Source organism: Streptomyces showdoensis (assembly GCF_039535475.1).
In the GTDB taxonomy this organism is placed as follows: domain Bacteria; phylum Actinomycetota; class Actinomycetes; order Streptomycetales; family Streptomycetaceae; genus Streptomyces; species Streptomyces showdoensis.
On record NZ_BAAAXG010000013.1, the window covers coordinates 187,819 to 202,935 of the forward strand.

The 15,117-nt window shown below is 72.9% G+C and carries 13 protein-coding genes and 1 pseudogene; 8 read left to right on the forward strand and 6 right to left on the reverse strand.

Going from position 1 to position 15,117, the window contains the following annotated elements:
• Window positions 1–129: 129 nt before the first annotated feature.
• Genes ABD981_RS09840 through ABD981_RS09865 form a run of 6 tightly spaced genes read left to right on the forward strand, consistent with a single transcriptional unit; the run spans window position 130 to window position 4,444 of the window.
• A complete protein-coding gene (locus tag ABD981_RS09840) occupies window positions 130–2,022 on the forward strand; it encodes an RNase A-like domain-containing protein (protein ID WP_046906707.1) in 1,893 nt (630 codons plus the stop codon).
• Between the two features lie 10 nt (window positions 2,023–2,032).
• Window positions 2,033–2,692 carry a hypothetical protein gene (locus ABD981_RS09845; RefSeq protein WP_131723844.1) on the forward strand — a complete coding sequence of 220 codons (660 nt, stop codon included), beginning with the start codon at window positions 2,033–2,035 and terminating at the stop codon, window positions 2,690–2,692.
• A 22-nt stretch (window positions 2,693–2,714) separates the two neighbouring features.
• Window positions 2,715–3,122 carry a WXG100 family type VII secretion target gene (locus ABD981_RS09850; protein WP_276205562.1) on the forward strand — a complete coding sequence of 136 codons (408 nt, stop codon included), beginning with the start codon at window positions 2,715–2,717 and terminating at the stop codon, window positions 3,120–3,122.
• Window positions 3,123–3,139: 17 nt separating this feature from the next.
• Window positions 3,140–3,442, forward strand: coding sequence for a WXG100 family type VII secretion target (locus ABD981_RS09855; protein ID WP_046906709.1), 303 nt, complete (start codon window positions 3,140–3,142; stop codon window positions 3,440–3,442).
• 1 nt (window position 3,443) lies between these two features.
• On the forward strand, window positions 3,444–3,776 hold the full coding sequence (locus ABD981_RS09860) for an RNase A-like domain-containing protein (RefSeq protein ID WP_046906710.1): 333 nt from the start codon (window positions 3,444–3,446) through the stop codon (window positions 3,774–3,776).
• An 8-nt stretch (window positions 3,777–3,784) separates the two neighbouring features.
• On the forward strand, window positions 3,785–4,444 hold the full coding sequence (locus ABD981_RS09865) for a contact-dependent growth inhibition system immunity protein (protein ID WP_046906711.1): 660 nt from the start codon (window positions 3,785–3,787) through the stop codon (window positions 4,442–4,444).
• A 53-nt stretch (window positions 4,445–4,497) separates the two neighbouring features.
• On the opposite strand, the gene ABD981_RS09870 is transcribed toward ABD981_RS09865, so the two are convergent.
• From ABD981_RS09870 to car, 3 genes are all read right to left on the reverse strand, one after another.
• A complete protein-coding gene (locus tag ABD981_RS09870) occupies window positions 4,498–5,145 on the reverse strand; it encodes a ScbR family autoregulator-binding transcription factor (protein WP_046906712.1) in 648 nt (215 codons plus the stop codon).
• A gap of 145 nt (window positions 5,146–5,290) precedes the next feature.
• Entirely contained in the window at window positions 5,291–6,073 is a 783-nt protein-coding gene (locus tag ABD981_RS09875) for a glucose 1-dehydrogenase (protein ID WP_046906713.1), read from the reverse strand.
• The gene (car, locus tag ABD981_RS09880; RefSeq protein ID WP_046906714.1) at window positions 6,070–9,471 is read right to left on the reverse strand and encodes a carboxylic acid reductase; all 3,402 of its coding nucleotides are present in this window, start codon (window positions 9,469–9,471) and stop codon (window positions 6,070–6,072) included. Before car ends, ABD981_RS09875 begins: the two co-directional genes overlap by 4 nt.
• 422 nt (window positions 9,472–9,893) lie before the next feature.
• On the opposite strand from car, the gene ABD981_RS09885 reads away from it, so the two are divergent.
• Window positions 9,894–10,697 carry a ScbR family autoregulator-binding transcription factor gene (locus ABD981_RS09885; RefSeq protein WP_046906715.1) on the forward strand — a complete coding sequence of 268 codons (804 nt, stop codon included), beginning with the start codon at window positions 9,894–9,896 and terminating at the stop codon, window positions 10,695–10,697.
• Here the strand turns inward: ABD981_RS09885 and ABD981_RS09890 are convergent.
• Window positions 10,667–11,458 (reverse strand): aminotransferase class IV family protein, encoded by a 792-nt coding sequence (locus ABD981_RS09890; RefSeq protein ID WP_240495147.1) that lies wholly within the window; start codon window positions 11,456–11,458, stop codon window positions 10,667–10,669. The genes ABD981_RS09885 and ABD981_RS09890 overlap by 31 nt on opposite strands.
• Window positions 11,459–11,544: 86 nt before the next feature.
• A complete protein-coding gene (locus ABD981_RS09895) occupies window positions 11,545–12,171 on the reverse strand; it encodes a TetR/AcrR family transcriptional regulator (protein ID WP_165590914.1) in 627 nt (208 codons plus the stop codon).
• Between the two features lie 272 nt (window positions 12,172–12,443).
• Here ABD981_RS09895 and ABD981_RS09900 point away from each other — a divergent pair.
• Window positions 12,444–13,861, forward strand: a pseudogene (locus tag ABD981_RS09900) (MFS transporter).
• A gap of 101 nt (window positions 13,862–13,962) precedes the next feature.
• On the opposite strand, the gene ABD981_RS09905 reads toward ABD981_RS09900, so the two are convergent.
• Window positions 13,963–14,697: a ScbA/BarX family gamma-butyrolactone biosynthesis protein gene (locus ABD981_RS09905; RefSeq protein WP_345528774.1), complete on the reverse strand. Its 735-nt coding sequence runs from the start codon at window positions 14,695–14,697 to the stop codon at window positions 13,963–13,965.
• Window positions 14,698–15,117 lie beyond the last annotated feature (420 nt).

Sequence of the window (15,117 nt, forward strand, 5' to 3'; positions counted from 1 at the left end):
CAACATCCTTTCCCCATATAGGATTTGACGTCCACCGCTGCTAGCTTCCCGCGAAGGATTCCAGGACCTGGGGGGACTCATGGGGCTGCGAACGGGCACGGGCGGATACGCGGGAGCCGGGGCGGCACGATGAGCACCCCCGGGCTGCCCCAGCCGACGACGACCCCCGTGCCCGGCCAGGGCGGCCAGGGCGCACCCGCGCCGCAGGCCACGCCGTCGCCCCAGGCCAACGCGTCGCCGGCCGCGCCCGGGCAGCAGGCTCCGGCGCACCCGCCCGCGCAGCTGCCGCCGCCGCAGCCGCCCCCGGTCACCAGTCCCTGGACGGCCGCCGGGGTCATCGACGTGCAGCCGCTCCAGCTCTACCAGGTCTCCGCCGCCCTCGCCTTCGAGCAGGACTCGTTCCACAAGGCGCTGGTCCAGCTCCTGACCGCCCACACCGGATACACCCGCGTGGGCGGCTCAGGCTCCGCCGCGTCGGAGTTCGCCACCGAGTACGCCAAGGTGGTCGCCCTCCTGATGGACACCCACGCCAAGGCCGTGCTCGCCATCGGCGGAGCCGCCATCGGCTTCACCACGACCGCCAACAACTTCGGCCAGGCGGACGCCGCGACCCACCCGGGCAGCCCGCCCTTCACACCCCACCCGCCGCCGACGGTGCTCTTCCTCAAGCCGATGTACTCTCCCCCACCGCCCTTCGGCGTCATGGACGGCAACGCGGTCGACGACTTCCTCGACGTCTTCGACGGCGGCATCGCCGGCGACCTCATGCGGAAGGTCGTCGAGGAGGCCCTGCGCACCGGGCGCGCCCTGGAGATCCTTCCGCTGCCGAACTACCTCCGCGTCAACGAGGTCTCCCAGCTCTGGCTCGGCTACCAGATGAGCATCGGCACCGTCCAGGGGCAGCTCGGCAGCACCGTCGACGGCATCACCGACCACAACAACGCCGACTGGCACGCCGCCATGCGCCAGTTCGTCTCCTCCCTGTGGGGCACCACGCACTGGGGACAGCGCACGGCCGGCTACGAGTGGGGGCACAAGCCGCCGACCGGCCCCGGCACCAGCCTCCCCGTCTTCGGCGTCCTGTCGACCACCGCCGAGCAACTGGCCGAGGTGACCCGGCTCTACGCGGAGGCCGCCCAGCGGGTCCGGGCCGACCTGCGCGGCATTCTCCACCGCGCGTTCAAGCAGGCCTTCGTCGTCCTCGACGTCACCGACCTCAGAGGCTCCCTCAAGCACTTCTTCGACCGGCTCAAGAAGCTGTCGAAGGGGCTGCTCGCCGCGGTGCTCCTCAACATCGACACGGCCGCGGTCAACCGGGCGGTCGACGCGTACGAGGCGCAGCTGCGCGCCCAGGTCGGCACGCTGCGGGGTCTGATCGCGCCCCTGGAGGAGGCCGGGCGCGCGGCGCCCACCTTCCAGTCGGAGGAGGCACGGGCGGAGGCGTACGGCGCGCGTTCGCTGTTCGAGTTCGACCGCAAGATCTACCCGGTCAACCCGGAGGCCTGGAATCCGAACAACCACTTCCAGGTCGACCTGGCGGCGATGGAGTGGGAGACCAACGAGTTCCAGCCGCACCCGCCGTGGGCGCCGCGCGAGGGCAAGGAGGCCCACACGGTCGACAGGCACGTCGGGCTCAGCCCGGAGCAGCTGATCCACCGACTGCGCGACCAGGGCGGCGACGACGCCTCGACCTTCAGCAACCTGCCGTCCGCCCGGGAGTACGTCAACGCGGCGGTGAACGACCCCGCCAAGAAGTCCGAGCTGGAAGCCTGGATGCGCAAGCAGGAGCAGAAGGTCGCCGACAGGACCTTCGATCCCAACTCCGTCAAGGCCTGGGACTTCCCGGTCAAGGACGCCTACGGGAATCCCGTCGTCATCGGCACCTCCGTCAGCCAGGCGGACTTCGCGGCTCGGGGCTACGCCGCGCCGGTGACCGGCGTGCACACCGTTCACGTGGCCCTCGCCTACTCGCCCGAGTCGAAGTCCTTCTACGTGATGACCGCCTATCCGAAGGCCCCCTAGCATGCCTCAGGTGACCGAACCCACCGACGCCCTGTTCACCAGCGGTGTCCTCGCCCGTGTCGTCGACCTCGCCGCGTTCGCGCGGAACCCGGGGGCCGACCCGCTGGAGGACGAGCTGCAGCGCTTCGCCCGGCTCACCCAGGACTCGCACGCGCTGGCCTGGGTCATGCCGCTCGACGCCGTCGCGGCGCTGCTGGAAGGCCTGGCAGAGGAGTACGGCACCGAGACCTTCGCGGGCCGGCCGGCCGTGTTCCGCACCCGGCTGGCCAGGGCCGCCGGGGACGAGCCCGTCCCCGGCTTCCTGCGCTCCCTGGCCTCGCTGATCCGCGCCCCCTGGTTCGGCGCCGCTCCGGGCCTCGACGAACTCCCGCTCTCCCAGTGGGAGGCGCTGGCCCGGTTCGATCTGGTCAACGGCTTCGCCGCGCAGCTCCCCACCGGGGAGTACGACCGGGATCCGCGGGCGGAGGCGCGGGAGCTGGTCCGCATGGACCACCCGGACTGCCAGGGCCGCATCGCCGCCCTCGCGGGGGAGCTGCAGCGCGTCCTCTACATGTTCCGCACCCCGGAGGCGCTCGACGCCGCCTTCGCGCCCGTGATGCCGTCCGTGACGCACGAGCGGCTGAGCCTCCTGCTCGACGCGGTGCACACCCACTTCGCCCAAGAGCACTGACCGAGACCGAGGAGTGACCGCCGTGGCCATCGATCCCGACCTGGACGTGACGGAGGGGGACCTCACCCGGCTCGCGGACGACCTGGACGCGATGCGGGAGCACCTCGACGGCCAGGTGCGGCGCATGGACGCCCTCGTCGACCGGGCCGAGGCCCGCTGGCGCAGCCCGGCGGCGACGGCGTACCGGACACTGCACCGGGAGGCCGGCGCGGACGCCGTACGGATCAGGGAGATCCTGGGGGTCCTGGAGCAGGCGGTGCGGATGAGCCGGGACGGCTTCACCCGCCAGGAACTGGACACCCTGCGGCGGCTGCGGGCGGAGAGCTCCTCGGTGGACGCGGCGGCGGAGGTGCGCGCCCTGTCCGGCGAGGGCCCCGGCGCCGGGGCGGGCGGGCCGGAGGGCCCGCGCAGCAGGATCAGCGACCTCTAGGAAGGGCAGGGGGACCCATGACCGACGACGGCTCGATCTCCGTCGACATCGCCGCGCTGCGCGAGATCGCGGGCGATCTGGAGGACATCCTCCGCAGGCTCGACGAGCGCCTGAGCGCGCTGTACGACCGTACGGTGCCGGTCGTCCTCGCCTGGAAGGGCGAGGCGAGGGAGGCCTTCGTGGACGAACTCGACCGCTGGGACCGGCAGATGACGGACCTGCGCGCGGCGCAGGCGTGGCTGCACGCCATCGCGTCCACGGGCCACGCCAACTACGCGGCCGCCCAGCGGGCCACCCTGCGCGGCTGGGGCGGTGCCTGAGATGACCGCGCCCTCCGTGCGCGCCCGGGCCGACCGGGCGGCGACCTATCCGGACCGCGAGACCGAGCAGTGGGCGACGCGGCAGGTCGTCACCCTCAACGAGCAGGTCATCCACCGGTGGCTGGCCCAGTCCACCCGGCGGCGCCTGGTCGTCGAGGCGACGTGGCCCTCGCGCCCCGAGCCGGTGGGCACGGTGCTGACCTTCGGCATGATGCTGACGGGTCAGCCGCCGGTCCCCGTGCGGGGGGCCCGTGTCGTGCTGCTGCGGGACCCGCCCGGGGACGCCGGTCCGTACGGCTTCACCGTCCACGCCAGCTTCCCCGTCCACCTGTAGAGGCCTACGTGTCCCTGAACCCCGCCGAACACGACCGGAAGTACGGCGAGCTCGACCAGGTCGTCCGGGCCCATCTGGGGCTCGGTCCGCACGTGCCCGAGGCCGTGGACGCCTATCTGCGGCAGACCTGGCGCACGCGTCCCTGGGCCATCGCCGTCGCCGCCGGGCAGCTGCGCGCCTACGCGGACAACCCGCCCGGCCGGCTGCGGCTGCGGCTCGGCGAGTACTACCGGCTGCCCGACCTGGGGCTGGCCCCCGAGGAGGTCCACGGCTGGCTGACGGGGCTGGCCGACCGGCTCGACGCGTCCCTGGAGGCCGGGCAGGCACCGCCGCCGGCCGCGCCCGGGACGCCCTGGGAGTGGCGGGCCCGCTTCCCCGAGCTGGCGCAGCTGCTGGGCGGCTGGTTCTCGCAGGACATGCCCGAGGAGTTCGGCGACCACGAGGCCGCGCTCGCCGACTATCTGGAGGGCACGGACCCGGGCCTGGTGGCCCAGCTGACCGGGGAGCTGCACGAGCTCCTCGCGCTGCCGCTCGGCGAGGACGGCCTCGCCCTGGCCCTGGTAGCCCTCGGCGCGGAGGTCCAGCCCCCGGCCCCGTACACCCCGGGCGCGTGGCTCACCGCGCTGGCCCTGGGGCTGCGCGGGCCGGGCGGGGCGCCGCCGGCCTGACGGGGCGCCGCCGGCCTGACGGGGCCCTCGGCCCCGAAGGTGACCGCCCCGTCTCAGTGCACCGGCTCCTCCACCGCGGCGGAGTCCAGGAGCCGTTCGGCCCGGTAGGGGGAGGTGTCGAGTTTGGCGAGGACGCCGATGCTGGCGATGTTGGGGAGGATCAGCTGGTAGAGCCGGGCGATCTCCTCGGAGAGGGCGCGGTCCTCGGGGAGGGCCTCGGTGACGAGCTGGACGCCGGTCCAGGCGCCGACGGCCAGTCGGGCGATCTCGGCGGGGACGGCGTGCGGGAGGAGTTCGCCGCGTTCCTTGGCCTCGACGAGGAGGTCCTGGCCCAGGTCGATCCAGTCCGGCCAGCGGGTGCCGAACAGGGTCCGGGCCTTGGGGTCCACGGAGAGCTGGACGGCGGCGCGGAGCATCGGCTCGCGGGGCAGCCGGTGGGCCAGGAGGAGTCCCAGGTCGACCCATTCCTGGAGTTTGTACGTCTGCGGAAGGATGCCTTCGCGGGTCACGGCGCGCGCGAGCACGCCGTGGGCCATCGATTCCTTGGTGGGGAAGTGGAAGTAGAGGGCGCCACGGGTCAGCCCGGTCCGCTCGACGAGCGCCGCGATGGTGGCGGCCTCGTAGCCGACCTCGATGAAGAGGCTCGCCATGGACTCGAGGATGGACTCACGCGTGCGGATAGCCCGCTCCTGCCGCGCCACTCGGCCGCCCCCCTCGGAGTCTCCGCTGACAAAGGCTCGGTATGTTATCAAGCGTTCGCACACTGTTCGTACGGGCCCGTGGGGAGGACGCGGGGCCGGGGGCGGGGGTTCCCCCGGCTCCGCGTCCCTCCCGGGCGGTTCGCCCCTACTGGTTGACGAAACCGCCGTCCACCGGCAGCACCGTCCCGGTCAGGAACGGGCAGCGGTCGCTGAGGAGCCAGGCCGCCGCGGCGGCGATCTCCTCGGGTGCCGCCGTACGGCCCTGCGGGGTCATCGAGTTGACCGTGCGTTCCAGGCCGGGATTGCGCCGGAACCAGTCCTCGGTGATCTCGCTGCGGGTGGTGCCGGGGGCGACGGCGTTGACCCGGATGCCCTGCTGGGCGTACTCGTCCGCCGCCGCCCGGGTGAGGCCGACCACGGCGTGCTTGGCCGCGATGTAGGGCGCGGCGGCCGGGATGGCCACCAGCCCGGCCACGCTGCTGTTGTTGACGATCGCGCCCCCGCCGTGCCGGAGCATGGCGGCGATCTCGGGCCGCAGGCAGTTCCAGATCCCGCGTACGTTGACGTCCATGACGGTGTCGTAGACGTCGTCGCCCATGAGGTGCAGCGGGGTGCGGTCGCCGCCGATGCCCGCGTTGTTGAAGGCCGCGTCGAGGCGCCCGTACCGCGTCTCGGCGTAGGCGACGGCCCGGGCCGCGTCGCCGGGCCGGGTGACGTCGCAGACGACGTACCCGGCTTCGGCGCCCTTGGCCCGTATGTCCCCGGTGAGTTCGGCCAGGCGGTCCTCCCGGCGCGCGGCGAGGACCACCGTCGCGCCTTCGCGGGAGAACACCCGGGCCGCCGCGGCGCCGATGCCGCTGCTCGCTCCGGTGACGAGGACGACCTTCCCGGCGAGGAGGTCGCTGTGCGTGTGGTTCAGAGGTGTCATGCCCGTGTGCCTACCCCGGCCGGGGCTCCCATCAGCCCCTTCAGGTCCCTCGCGTACTTCGCGACGAGCTCCCGGCCGAGGCTGGGTATGTCCTGGTGGCCGTCGACCCGGCCGGCCCGGACGACGGCGCGGAACCGCTCGGAGGGGATGACCGATCCCGGCACCGACTCCTCGGGCTCCCGGAAGCCGTGCAGGATCTGCAGCGCCGTGTACGCGCGCTGCGTCTCGGGGAGGGTGCGCATCGCGGCCTCGAAGCGGACGTACCAGTCCGCGTGGTCGTCCACCCGCTCGATGCGGTGCCCCTCCTCCGCGAGCCAGTCGACGATCCGGTCGAGGGAGACGCCGTCGTCGTTGGGGTTCACCAGGCTGAAGGTCCGGTACTGGGGTGCGGTCGGGCCGCCCCCGCGCCCGCCGAGGGCGACCACGGCGGCGGCGGTGAAGTCGACGGGCAGGCCGTCGTAGTGGGCCCGTTCGCCGTCCGCGCGGTAGAAGCTGCGCGGCGCTATCCCGGTGGCGAGCACGCTGAACAGCAGGCGGCTGAACATGTCGGGGACGTTGAGCTGTCCGCCGTACCTGCTGTGCGCCAGGATCATGTTGGAGCGGAAGGTGGTGACGGGCAGCCCGCACAGGTCGTGGGCCTCGCGCAGCAGGACCTCGCCGGCCCACTTGCTGGTGGCGTAGCCGCCCGCGTAGCCGCCGTCGACCTCCATCACCGGCAGGGCGGCGCGGACGTCGGTGTACTCGTCGAGGGCGGGCTCGCCGGGGCGGGCGGTGGCGACGGCGACGCTGGAGATGTAGGTGAAGGGCTTCATCCGGCGGGTGAGGGCCAGCTGGACGAGTTCGGCGGTGCCGACGACGTTCGCCTCGAACAGCTCGGGGTAGGGCAGGACGTGGTTGACGAGCGCGCCCGCGTGGACGATGACGTCGACCTCGTCGGCGAGCCGGTCCCAGGTCTCCTGGTCCAGGCCGAGGCGCGGGTCGGCCATGTCGCCGGCCACCACCTCCAGGTGCCCCTCGGCCAGTTCGCCGTAGGTGCGCAGGAGCTCGGGGTCGCCGCTGTCGAAGGCCGCGTCGAGGCGGCCCCGGGCCGCGGCGGCGTCCTTGCCGCGCACCAGGGCGATGAGGCGTCCGCCGACGGGGGCCAGCCTCTCCAGCCAGGTGAGGACGAGGAAGCGCCCGAGGTAGCCGCTCGCTCCGGTGAGGAACACGGTGCGCGGCTCGCCCTCGGCGCGGGGCAGGGCTCGGGCGTCGGCGAGGGTGCGGGCGTCGAGGAACGCGTCCAGGGTGAGGTCCTTGGCGAAGACCTCGGTGCTGCCCTCGCCGTGCACGGAGGCGAAGGTGGGGCGGTCCGCGGCGGCGCCGCGCCGGGCCTCGATGTGCTCGGCGAGGTGCCGCAGGTCGTACGCGGGGCTGATCAGGAGGTCGACCGGTACGCGGACCCCGAAGGTCTCCTGGAGCAGGGTGGAGAACTGCACCGCGGTCAGCGAGTCGCCGCCCAGGTCGCGGAAGTGCGCGGCGGGGTCGACCTCGGCCAGCGAGCCGGAGATGAGGGCCCGGACGGCGCGCTGCACGGTCTCCAGGACCGGGCGGTCGGCGCCGGCGGCGCGGATGTCGGCCAGTTCGGCGTCCTCGCGGGCCTCGGTGTCGGCGTAGAGCTCTTCGAGGCGCTCGCCGTAGCGTTCCACCAGCCGGGGCCAGAGCAGCTTGCGGTGGTCCGACAGCAGGCCGTTGGCCTGGCTGAAGGGCTCGGTCTCGATGAGGACGTCGCGGGGTATCTCGTACGAGTTGAGCCCGGCCTCCTTGGCGAGCTCCTGGAGCGTCTCGCCGATCCGCTGCTTCAGCACCGGGCTTTCCGCGCCGAGTTCGGCGAGCGTCTCGGGGGTGGGGACGACCACGGCGAGCAGGTAGGAGCGCTCGCTGTTGCCGTAGACGAAGATCTGCCGCACGAGCGGACTGGCGGCGAAGAGGGCCTCCAGGCGGGAGGTGGCCACGAACTCGCCCTGGGACAGCTTCAGGACGCTCTTGCGGCGGTCCACGATGGCGATCCGGTCGGGGCCGAGCTCGGCGGCGATGTCGCCGGTGCGGTAGTAGCCGTCCTCGTCGAAGAGTTCGGCGGACAGCTCGGGCTGCTTGTAGTAGCCGGGGATGATGACGTCGGTCTTCAGCAGGAGTTCGCCGCGCGGGTGGGGCGTGTCGGTGCGGAAGTAGCCGAGTTCGGGGACGTCGGCCAGCTTGTAGTCGCGGACCGGCGGGCGCAGCAGGACGCCGTCGACGGAGACGCCGGCGGCCTCGGTGGAGCCGTAGACGTTGTGCAGTTCCAGGCCGAGCAGGGACTCGGTGAAGGCGGTCAGTTCGGCGGAGAGCGGGGCGGAGCTGCTGCTCGCCCAGGTGACCCGGCCGCCCAGGACGTTCTCGCGGAGGTGGGTGCGCACCTCGGCCTCGGCGGTCGCGCGGTCGGCGCCCGCGGCGACGCGGCGGTCGACGTCGCCGCGGAAGCGCTGGTGGAGCATCTCGCACACGCGGGGCACCAGGGAGAGTTCGGTGGGCCGGGCCAGGGCGACGTCCTCGAAGAAGGTCGACAGGTCGCTGCTGGCGGTGAAGTAGCTGGTGCCGCCGCGCGCCATGGTGGCCTTGAGCGAGGAGTGGCCGGCGACGTGGCTCATCGGGGCGTAGTGGAAGGTGACCGCGTAGGTCTCGTCGAACAGCTTGGCCCAGGCGCCGCCCCACATGGCGGCGGCCAGGCGCTCGGTGTACATGGCGCCCTTCGGCGTGCCGGTGCTGCCGGAGGTGTAGATGAGCATCGCGAGCGGGTCCTCGCCCTCGGCCGCCGTGAACAGCGGGGCCTCGGGCAGGGCGGAGCCCCGCTCGACGAGGTCGCCGAGGACGTCCAGGGTCACGTCGGGCCGGGTCTCGGCCAGGCGTTCGCGGGCGGCGGCGAGGGCCTCGCGGTGGGCGTCGGCCTCGGGGTGGACGTCGAAGACGACGAGGCGCCGCACGGCGTCGCTCGCGGCCACCAGGTCGACGGCGACGTGCAGCCGCTCCAGGCTGGCGGCCACGGTGAACGGCTCGGTCTCCGCGACGATGGCCCGCAACTGGGCCGGGGCGGAGCTGGTCTGCAGCGGGACCGAGACGGCGCCGAGGTGGATGCAGGCCAGGTCGATGGTCGTGTAGTCGCGGCTGGTGAAGCCGAGCAGGGCGACCCGCTCGCCGGCGGCCAGCGGCCGGTCGGGGTGGTGGTGCCACTCGCTCGCCACGGCGCGGACCCGCGCCCACAGCTCGCGGTAGGTGGTGGTCTCGTAGCGGGGCAGCAGCCGGATCGAGACCCGTCCCGTCTCGGCGTCCGTCGCGAGTTCCTTGACGCGCTCGCCGATGGCGGGCCGGTCCGCGTGGCTCTGCATGACAGATGCCACCACTTGCGCAAGTCGCATTCTGGTTCTCCGCGTCACGTGATTGGGCCGACTTCAGGAAATGAGGGAATGGGGAAGGGGACGGCCGGCGGGCGCGCGTCGGTATTCCGCGGGGAATACCGACGGCCTCGGGGCCGCTTCGCGAAAGGGCGCCGAGCCGTACTGTCCGTCACTCGATGCTAGGCACACCCGTACGGGCTTCCCGAGAATCGGCCGACTATCTGTCAGGTCCCGGGCCGGTATGGCCGACCGTTGCCGCGAGGCCTTTGCCGACGTGGTAAGAGTGGAGCGGCGCACGGGAAGTGCGCCCTGGATTCCGCCGCGACCGGGTGCCCGAACGGGTGCCCGGCGGACCGTGCGCGGGTCCCTTTTCCGCTCACCGCTCCCCTTCGTCTCCCGGAGTGCGCATCGTCATGCAGGATCGTGCCGCCAAAACACGCCGACAATTGATCCGCTCCGCCGCCGAGGTCTTCGACCGGGGCGGATTCGCGGGATCCTCCATCGGCCAGATCTGTTCCCACGCCCAAGTCAGCCAGGGCGCCCTGCACTTCCATTTCCGGAACAAGCAGGCCCTCGGCGAGGCGGTCCAGTCGGCCGCGGCCGAGATCCTGCTCTGCGTCACCGGGCAGGTGCCCGCCTGGCATCCGGCACCGCTGCAGCTGCTCGTCGACACCTCGCACGCGCTGGCCCGGCGGGTGGCCGGCGACCTGGTGCTGCGGGCGGGTTTCGGCCTGGCGCACGATCCGGGCTGGGAGGGCGGGGCCAGTCCGTGGCAGCACTGGCGGGACTGGGTCCGCGGGGTGCTCCATCTGGCCCGGCGGCAGGGCAGTCTGGCGCCGGGGGTGGACCTGGACGACGCGGTCGCGGCCATCACGGCGGTGATGGCCGGGGTGGAGGGGCTGGAGCGCGACCCGGCCCGGGCCCGCCCCGCGCAGTCGGTGACCCCGTTCTGGCGGCTGGTGCTGCCCCAGCTGGCGGCGGACGCGGTGCGCGGCCGGACCGACCCGGCGGGCGCGCGGGTCGACGCCGTGGGCGGGTGGTGGGACCCGGCGGGTGCGCGGACCGACCCGGCCGGCGGCCTCGCCCGCCCCGGCGGCGAGTCACCGTCGGCGCGCCGGCGGCCCGACGGGCGGCCGGCGCCGCACGCCTGCGGGGCGATGACCGACGGTGAGCTGTGCGGCGTCCCCTACAGGGAGATGAGCGGCTCGGCCTCGTAGGCCCGGTGCAGCAGCTCCAGGAATTCCGGCGCCCCGGGCAGCGGCACCGCCCCGATCCGGCGGACGGCGACGCCCGGCGTCCACGAGTTCAGCACGGCCGCGCCCGCCAGTTCCGGCAGGTCGGCGGGGGTGACCTCGCGGATCCGCTGGGCGATGCCGAGGCGGTCCAGCCGGCGGCGGACGATGCCCATGGTGACGCCGTCCAGCATCGCGGCCTCCGGCCACACGACGGCGCTGCCGTCCCAGAAGGCCAGGTTCCAGATCGACGCCTCGCTGAGCCGGCCCTCGCGGTCGACGAAGGCGACGTCGTCGTGGCCCTGGTCGGTGGCCCGGCGCAGGAAGTAGGTCTTGGCGGGTTCGCCGACGTGCTTGACCGAGGGCAGGAACCGTTCGTGCTCGACCACCGCGAGCGAGAGCGGGCCCCGGGGGCCGGAGGCGGGGGGTGCGGTACGGATCAGGAGCTCGGGTTCCTCGTCGGGCGCGGCCACGGTGAACTCGCCGGACGGCAGGTAGACCGTCGCGGTCAGCGAGAGGTCGGCGGGCGCGTCCGCGAGGGCGGCGCGCAGCCAGCCCCGTACCCGCTCGTCGGGCAGGGCCCGCCCGAAGAGTTCGAGCGAGCCGTGCCGCAGGCGCGCGAGGTGCAGGTCGAGGCCGCGGATCCGGCCGTCGCGCACCTGCATCGCGGTGAAGTGGGCGTAGCCGGCGAAGGCGAGCGGCGCGAGGTCAGGAGCCTCGGCCGTCCGGTCGTTGCGCCTGGTCATCGTGGGGTTCGACTGGGTTGTCGTCATGTCAGGACAAACGACGCGACTCCCGGGCGGACACCCGCCTTCACACCCCGAGGGGTCCGTCAGACCCGCGCGACGGCCGGGAAGGTCCGTCCGGCGGAGGGCTCCACGCGGTCGGCGCCGGCGCGGGCCGCGCGGAGCTCCATCCCGTCGAGGAAGATCTCCAGGCCCGTCTCGAAGTCCTCCTCGGTGGCCCGCAGCGGGGACTGCTCGGGCTTGTCGCCGCCGGGGAGCAACTGCTGGGCCACGTGCTGGATGCACACCCCCTGCACGTACGACCAGAGGGCGATCGAGCAGGTCCGGGCCAGGTCCGGGTCGTCGGTGAGGTCCGCGAGGGCGTCCACCATCCAGTCGAGGCAGGAGGTGTCGGAGAAGTGCCGGGCGGAGCTGGAGGTCACCAGGGCCCAGGGGTGGCGGCAGTAGACCTCCCAGTCGAGCCGGGCGGCGAGCCGCATCGCGTCGCGCCAGTCCGGCGGCGCGGGTTCGGGGTAGGGGTGCTCGTCGCACGCCGCCTGCGTGATCAGGGTGAGCAGCGCGTCCTTGTTCGCCACGTGGCGGTAGAGCGACATGACGCCCGAGTCCAGCTCGGTCGCCAGCCGCCGCATCGAGATCGCGGCGATGCCCTCGGCGTCGGCGATGCGGACCGCGGCCGCCACGATCGCACCCCGCGACAGGCTCGGTGAACTCACTTGCCTGCCTTGTGTCTTGATGGCCATGCGTTATTATACCCAGCAGCTTGCGTACGACGTACGCATAGATTTCGCGTACGATGTACGCACACCGCTCGCCCACGACGCGCGCCGGCCTTTCGCGTACGCCGTATGCAGCGGTTCGGAACTTCTTCGCACCTTCTCCTGAAAGGTTGCCCCCCGTGACTTCCCCTGAATTAGTCGCGGAGCGTGCCGACCGACGGGCCTGGCTGGGCCTCGTCATCGTGCTCGGCCCGGTCGCGCTCGTCGCGATGGACGGCTCCGTTCTGTACCTCGCGATGCCGAGCATCACGTCCGCGATCACGCCCAGTACCGATCAGGCACTGTGGATCCTGGACATCTACGGCTTCGTGGTCTCGTCCCTGCTCATCGCCTTCGGCAACCTCGGCGACCGCTACGGCCGGCTCAAGTTCCTGCTGACCGGCGCCGTCGTCTTCGGCATCGGCTCCGCGGGAGCGGCGTTCGCGCCGAACCCGGAGATCCTCATCGCCTGCCGCGCGCTGATGGGCCTCGGCGGCGCCACCCTGCTGCCCGCCGGCCTCGCCATCATCAGCAACCTCTTCCACGACGCCCGCCAGCGCTCGCAGGCCATCGGCATCTTCGCGGCCACGTTCGCCGCCGGATTCGCGGCCGGACCGGTCATCGGCGGACTGCTGCTGAGCCGCTTCGAGTGGGGCTCGGTCTTCCTCATCAACCTGCCGGTCGTCGTGCTGTTCCTCGCCTTCGCGCCGGTGCTGCTGCGCGAGGTCCGCACCACCAACCCGGGCCGGGTGGACGCCCTCAGCGTCGCCCTGTCCGCCGTCGGCATCCTGCTGGCCGTCTACTCGATCAAGACGGCCGCGGCGGAGGGCTTCTCCCCCGTGCAGGCCGTCACCGGTGTCGTCGGCGTCGCCCTCCTGGTGTGGTTCGTGCGCCGCCAGTTCCACCTGGAGCACCCGCTGCTCGACCTGCGGCTGTTCAAGGACCGGGTGTTCACGGTGGCCATCCTCACCGGTCTGCTGACGCTCGTCGCCTGGGCCGCCGCCGGCTACCTGAGCGGCATCTACCTCCAGTCGGTCCTCGGCTACAGCGTCCTCGCGGCGGCCCTGCTGGCCCTGCCCGGAGCGGCGGTCCTGACCGTCGTGTGCATCAAGACGAGCGTCATCGCCGAGCGGATCGGCACCCGGTCGGCGCTCATCGCCTCCCACTTCTTCATGGGCGTCGGCCTGCTGCTCCTCCTGGCGACCACCACCGAACACGGCGTGGCGGCGTTCATCGCCTCCACGATCGTCGCCGGTGTCGGCTACGGCCTCTCCTTCAGCCTGGTCGCCGACACCGCCGTCGCGGCGGTCCCGCCGGAGCGCGCCGGGTTCGGCCGCCTCGCTCGCCGAGACCAGCAACGAGCTGGGCAACGCGCTGGGCATCTCGCTGCTCGGCTCGCTGGCGGCGGTCTGCTTCCGGCTGTTCGGCCCCGACATCGCGGGCACGCTCAACGAGACGCTGGACAAGCCGGGCCTCTCCCCCCGCCGTCGTCGCCGAGGCCGAGGACGCCTTCCTCACCGGTCTGCACGTGGCGGTCGGCGTGGCGAGCCTGCTCTGCCTGGCCCTCGGCGTCCTGGCGCTGCGCTGGGTCCCGAAGGAGACGAAGGAGGAGCCGGCGGAGGCCGAGAGCCTGACGGCCGCGCCGTAACGCACGGACACTCCCGGCCCTGCGGACCGGCCCCTTCACCACGGGGGCGGAACGCAGGGCCGAGTCGTGGCGTACGGGCCGGGACGCCGCCGCTCGTACGGTCAGCCGCCCGTACGGAAGTCGACGCGGAAGGCCTCCTCCCCCTCCTGCGTCCCGAGGACCCGCACCGCGCCCGGCTCCGGCAGCGGCGCGGCCGCGATCCAGCAGGGCCGGTCGAACTCGACGTACCTGCGGTAGGAGGCCTCGATCGCGACGGGTTCGAACGGGGCCGGGGCCCGCAGGGCGCGGGCCGCCTGGTCGGCGGCCTCCAGCAGCGCGAGGCCGGGCACGTGGTCGACCGGGTGGTCGAAGAGCAGCCGGTCCCCCGGGTCGTTGCGCAGCAGCCAGCGGTCCGGCCGGTCCCCGGCGGCCAGCATCACCTCCCCCGGCGACGCCCGGCCGACCAGCCGGGCGTCCACGGGCGGCGGGAGCTCCCAGCCGCCCCACGCCACGTCCCGGCGGGGACCGCGGACCCGCGCGTACACCCGTTCCGAGATCCAGGTGAACTCGCTCTCGGCGCGGGCCACGATGGTTCCGCCCGCAAGGATCCGAAAGGTCATGTGGAGAGATCCGGCCGTCCGCCGGCCGGCCCCGGCGTCCCGGACGGCGACGTGGACGTCCAGGGCGGTGGCCTGGCCGCGGGGGACGCACAGGCCGGCGGCTATGGCGAGGTCGAGGGTGCTGAGCATGGTCTGGTGGGTCAGCGGGACCTCGTGCACGGCGTGCGCGACGACCAGTCCGCACTGCCGGACGGTCTGGGCCAGGACGCGCGGGTCGTACGGTAACTCCCCCTGCACCGCGGGGCCATCTGACGCCCAGGACGACCTCGCCGGGGGACCGTCTCTCCCAGCCGGTCACGAGGAGGTGCTCCTCCCGACGCAGGTGCGCGTAGGCGGCGAGCGGCGCCGTCGGGGGTGCGGGCGGGAGGGAGGTCAGAGGGGTGGAAGGGACGAGAGAGGCGGTCGGGGCGAGCGCGGCGTCGGACAAGGTTCCCCCTGGTTCGGTTCGGTCCAGACATACCCGGTGCACCGTTGAACTACGGGATGTACGTTCGATTTTGGTCATAGGTAAATGTAAGCCCAAGCAACAGTAAAGCGGGGCCTGTTGTCACCTGCGACCCTCCCGGACCCCCTCCGGCCGGGCCTTGCCACCCTCGAACGCCATGTCAGGTTTGGCGCGAATGTGCGGTCCCCCGCGAGCGCGTCGTATAAAGAAAC